This window comes from Barnesiella sp. CU968 (genome assembly GCF_905219685.1).
GTDB lineage: Bacteria > Bacteroidota > Bacteroidia > Bacteroidales > Muribaculaceae > Lepagella > Lepagella muris_A.
Genome location: NZ_CAJMXD010000228.1, coordinates 1 through 4,870, shown reverse-complemented (window position 1 = coordinate 4,870; position 4,870 = coordinate 1). Strand labels below are relative to the sequence as shown.

Here is a 4,870-nt window from a genome sequence, read left to right as displayed (position 1 = left end):
GACCCTCACAAAAATAGCCGCCCAAAATCTGGACGGCTATCTTTTTAGGATATACCTGCTATCGCGGACGGTTGTACCATAACAGTGAATAAGCCGTCTGTCAGCGGAGCACGCACAGGTACGGGAGGCGTTGCCGGTATAGTGTCGGGCAGCATGTCCGAATGCCGCGTCACCGGAGGCACCGTTGCCGGAACCGGTTTCCTGGGTGGTGTCGTTGGCGAGGTTCATGGCGGCATGAACAATTGTTCTGCCGTAGGGACAACGGTTCATATCATGGGAGATAACAGCCCTGCCGGAGGTGTCGCGGGCAATATTCTTGATGCGGACGCGTCAAACCTGTATTTCAGCGGACTTATTACATATGCGAATCTGCAGAACGATAACGGACAGATTATAGGAGGTGTCGTGGGCACGCTTCAGAACGTTGCCTTGCGCAACTCATTCTCGTCTGGCGTTGTGCGCGGTTACAGCTCACAGTCGCAAGTCGGCGGAGTTGTCGGCATTCTGTCAAGCGGAGTTGTCGAGAACTGCTACTCCTCCGGAGTGGTTCACTGCTTCACAAGGATGGGAGGAGGTATAATAGGTCAGATACAGCTCGGATCGTCAAAAATAACTCCTAAGGTTATAAACTGTTATACGTCGGCTTCCGTAGAGGTGGAGACATACCAGTATGACCGTAATAATTGCAATGAAGTGATAGGCAAGATATTGGACGGAACAAATCCTGAACTGACCAATATATATTACGACAGGAAAGTAACCGATTTCCAGTCAACGCGCTTCGGCTCCACCACTGCCGAACTGACTGCAGCGGGCGGTCCCGCCGGTTTTCCTGCCGATGTCTGGACTTTCACGGAAGGAGCATATCCGCGCATCAAGGCTCTGGCAGAGACGGAGGCGGCAAAATTCAGCGCATCTGCCGTGTTGACAGCTTCAGGCGACAGTTTCCGTAAAATCTCAAACAACACGCCGCTTACCGCCCTTGGCAACACGCTTTTCCGTATTTCAAAAGGGCGCAATCTCTATACAGAAGGTTACTATTCAAGAATTGTTGAAAACAAGACCCTTGAAATCGGAACGGAATTTGGCACGGATACTCTTTATGTGGTCAACGGAGATGTGCAGACATATCATTTCCTGAACATTGCCCCCATACCATTCGAGGGGGAAGGCACGGCTGATTCGCCACTGCTCATAAAGACGAAGAACGATCTCATCCTGCTATCCGAGGCTACTACGGCAAAGCGTCAGACATTCGACGGTGTATACTTTGCCATGACAAACGACATAGATCTAGGTCATGACCCGGCATTCGACGGAATATCCGCAGACGCTTCAGCGGGTTCGGCATCGGTAAAATTCCAGGGAGTGTTTGACGGCAGAGGCTATACGATCGACAACATACTTATACCTGACAGGGTTGTGTGGTCAAAAGTGCCGACGGAGACAGAAGTCGGAACGCTCAACACCTCGGAATGCCGCACAATGGGCGGACTTTTCGGACGTTTGGGCGAGAATGGGGTAGTGCGCAATCTTAACATCGGAGCCGGATCCAAGTTTGAAATGTACGGCACCTGCGCCGCTTTTGTGGCATCGCTTGACGGAACGGTGGAAAACTGCCGTAACTATGCCGACGTGACCGGCTATTCATGCTGGGTAGGAGGCATCGCAGGAATGGTGAATAAGGGAGGCAGGATCTCTGACTGCTATAATGCGGGAAACATACGTTCCGGATATGCCAACGTCGGAGGCATAGCGGGCTCTTCCAATGGTATGATAGAGAACTGCGTGAATACAGGCGATATCTCGGCGTCGGCTATCTGCACAAACTATCTCAAGCAGTTGCAGCGGGTAGGCGGTATTGCAGGAGGCAGCAACGGTTCGGCAATAAAAAATTGTGTGAATTACGGCACCGTTTACGCCCAGAATAATAATGCCGGCGGCATCAGTGGTTCTATGGAGGGCACATCGGCAGCAGGATCGGCAAATGATAACATAATCGGCTGCCTGAGTCTCGGCAATGTATATTGCGGCAACAAGGCGACAGTAGGTGCTGTTCTCGGTCTTGCCGGTACGAAGAATGTTGAGAATGTTTATTTCGATGCACAGACTATAGGTATTAAGGCAGGAGCTAACGCTGACGTTGTGAATATGAATGGTGTTGAAACAACGGCACTGACTTCCGGTGAAGCCCTTGAAGGTCTTGTCTCAGATGTATGGGACTACCGTGCCGGTATATATCCCGCGCTGAAAACATTCGCAGACGAGACTAAGGTGGATGCTGCACGTAAAGTCATCGCCAAAGCTGTGTCGGGAGAGATCTTCAGCGAACTCGCAAGCAATGTGGAACTTAATGGAAACGCAGCATGGTCACTCTCTGACGGAAGCGCGTTCAAGATTGAGAATGGGGTATTGATAGTCCCGCAGAACGTAACGGAGATAGTGGCGGATACGCTAATAGCCGTTAACGCGGCAAATGTGCGTCGTCCGATTTTTATCCGTGTGCTTCCCGCGATGCCTCTCAACGGAGAGGGTACAGCCGATAATCCATATCTTCTCAATAATACGGGGGACTGGAACGCTCTTGCAACACACATGAACAAGACAGGTAGGGACCTGATCGGTCAGACTGTAAGGATAACTGCGGACCTTGACTTTTCAGGCATTACTCCCGTACGCATAGGTGGCGATGGAGTGACCGTGATGAGCGGAACGCTCGATGGTGCTAACCACACGATAAAAGTTGTTGACTTAAGCTCGATTGCCAATTCGGCGAGTGGAATGTTCGGAACCGTCGGTGCCGATGCGACAATCAAGAACCTTAAGATTGAGGGAACGTTAAACGCTACGCATACATATGCCTGTCCTGTTGTTGATAAACTTTACGGAACACTGGAGAACGTTGTTTCGAATGTTTCGGTGACAACAAATAAGGCGAATGTATCCGGAGTCGTAGGCAATGCTTATGCAGGCGCAGTGCTTAATGGCGTGGTGTTCGGTGGCTCGATAAAGAGCAATATGGCATCGATCGGTGGTCTTGTTGCCACAGGTGCAGCCGGAGTGACATATAAGGATTGCGAGTTCAAGGGCAAGATAGAGCAGACGGCATCATATTCCAAAGCAACGGCAGTCACTATAGGTGGTTTTGTTTCAAGTTCAGGTGCCGCAATTTTTGAGAATTGCAAAAGCAATGGAGAAATAATCGTTGCCACACCCGAGTGGGCTCACACTGTAGCCGGATTCATCGGAAACGCTCTTGGCACTAAGGGCAATGGCGTTTATTCCTTCGTATCTTGTACCAACAGCACTCCGGTCAGCGCAGCTGGTAAGGTTGCAGGGTACATTGCCGGCACTCCGGCAACATCTTCGGCATCAGCCAACGCTCAATATATAATGACTGATTGCCTTAACAATGGTGACATTTCTGCAGAATCGACCAAATCTCTCGGCACGGGTTATCCAACGGCTGGATTTGTAACATCCTATACGCCGGGGTCTTCGTTCACACGCTGCACCAATACAGGTACGATCATATCCAATTTCAATGTCTATGCCGGCGGAATAGCGGGACAGGTAATCGGTACTCCGGGATCTGCTTCTACTCCTGACGAGGCATCGTTTATCGATTGTGTCAACGAAGGAACGATCATTGCCGATGGCAACCAGGGCGGTGGCATCACCGGCTCCGCATCGGGAAAGGTGATATTCAGGAATTGCCGGAATGTCGGTGATATCGAGGGTAACCGTATGGTAGCGGGCATTACTTCGCAATTTGCAGGTAATGGTCCACAGATGATAAACTGTTACAATACGGGTAACATTACAGGAAAGACAGATCGTGCAGGCGGGTTGATCGCATGGGGATCGCCTATAGACGGTCTTGTCGAGGGGTGCTGGAACACAGGTAGCGTTTCATCGCTCAGTAATGTGCAGTCTACTGTGACAAAGGATGAGCCTTCATTTGAGATAGGCGGTCTGGCGGCGCATTCGGGCGCAACATTCAGAAACTGCTACAACGCGGGTTCCGTGAAGGGGCTTGCCCGTGTGGCAGGTCTTGTGGCAACTCCCGAAAAGGGGAAGACTCAGTTTGTCAATTGTTATAATTCCGGCAAGATCGAAGCTCCTGCTGACTCTTGCGGCTCAATAGTGGGTGTGTCTTTTACAAACGGAAAACAATGGACGGCAGACAACAAGATGGAGAATACCTTCTATCTTGACATCAACAATAGTGTCAATGACGAGGCGTTTGAGGCGCGCAAGATAACTGCAAAGGAACTTGCCGCTCTTGATCTCGGTGAAGGTTTCTTTTCGACGGATGACTATACATATCCGGTAGTGAAAGATGCCGCTGGAAATGAAGTCGCATTGTTCCATGCTGCAGGTTTGATTCTTGCCGATGGTGACACGCAATCAAGTGTGACAAAGGATTTCAATGTAGGTGGCGTAGGAACCGTGAAATGGTCAAGCGATTGCAAGGATCTCGTGTTTGATGGAAACAAGGCTTGCTTCGCAGCAACTGTCATAGGCAAGATTCTCGTGACTGCTACGGCAGGTGACCTGTCAAAGACATATGAACTGGCAGTGAACCATACATCGGGAATCGGTTCTATTGAAAATGATCGGGAAAATGTTATTGGCCGCAGATTCTTCAATACGGAAGGAATTGAGGTGCCTGAGCCTGAAACGGCTGATGGCAGGATCTATATTGTGCTGGAGGAACTTTCCGATGGCTCGACACGTGTGGTAAAGGTTGTTAACGACAGATAGACTGGCGCATAATACTAAAAAGTGAAGAGGATGTGTCATAATAGCCCGTCTGGGTCGTTGGCTGAATGATTCGGCTTCGGTCATTGACGAAAGTCAACTCCCT

General features: G+C 50.1%; 1 protein-coding gene. It reads left to right on the top strand.

Going from position 1 to position 4,870, the window contains the following annotated elements; translation table 11 throughout:
- Nucleotides 1–84 precede the first annotated feature (84 nt).
- Nucleotides 85–4,767 (top strand): hypothetical protein, encoded by a 4,683-nt coding sequence (locus tag JX312_RS09215; RefSeq protein ID WP_204457790.1) that lies wholly within the window; start codon nucleotides 85–87, stop codon nucleotides 4,765–4,767.
- The last annotated feature ends 103 nt before the right edge of the window (nucleotides 4,768–4,870 follow it).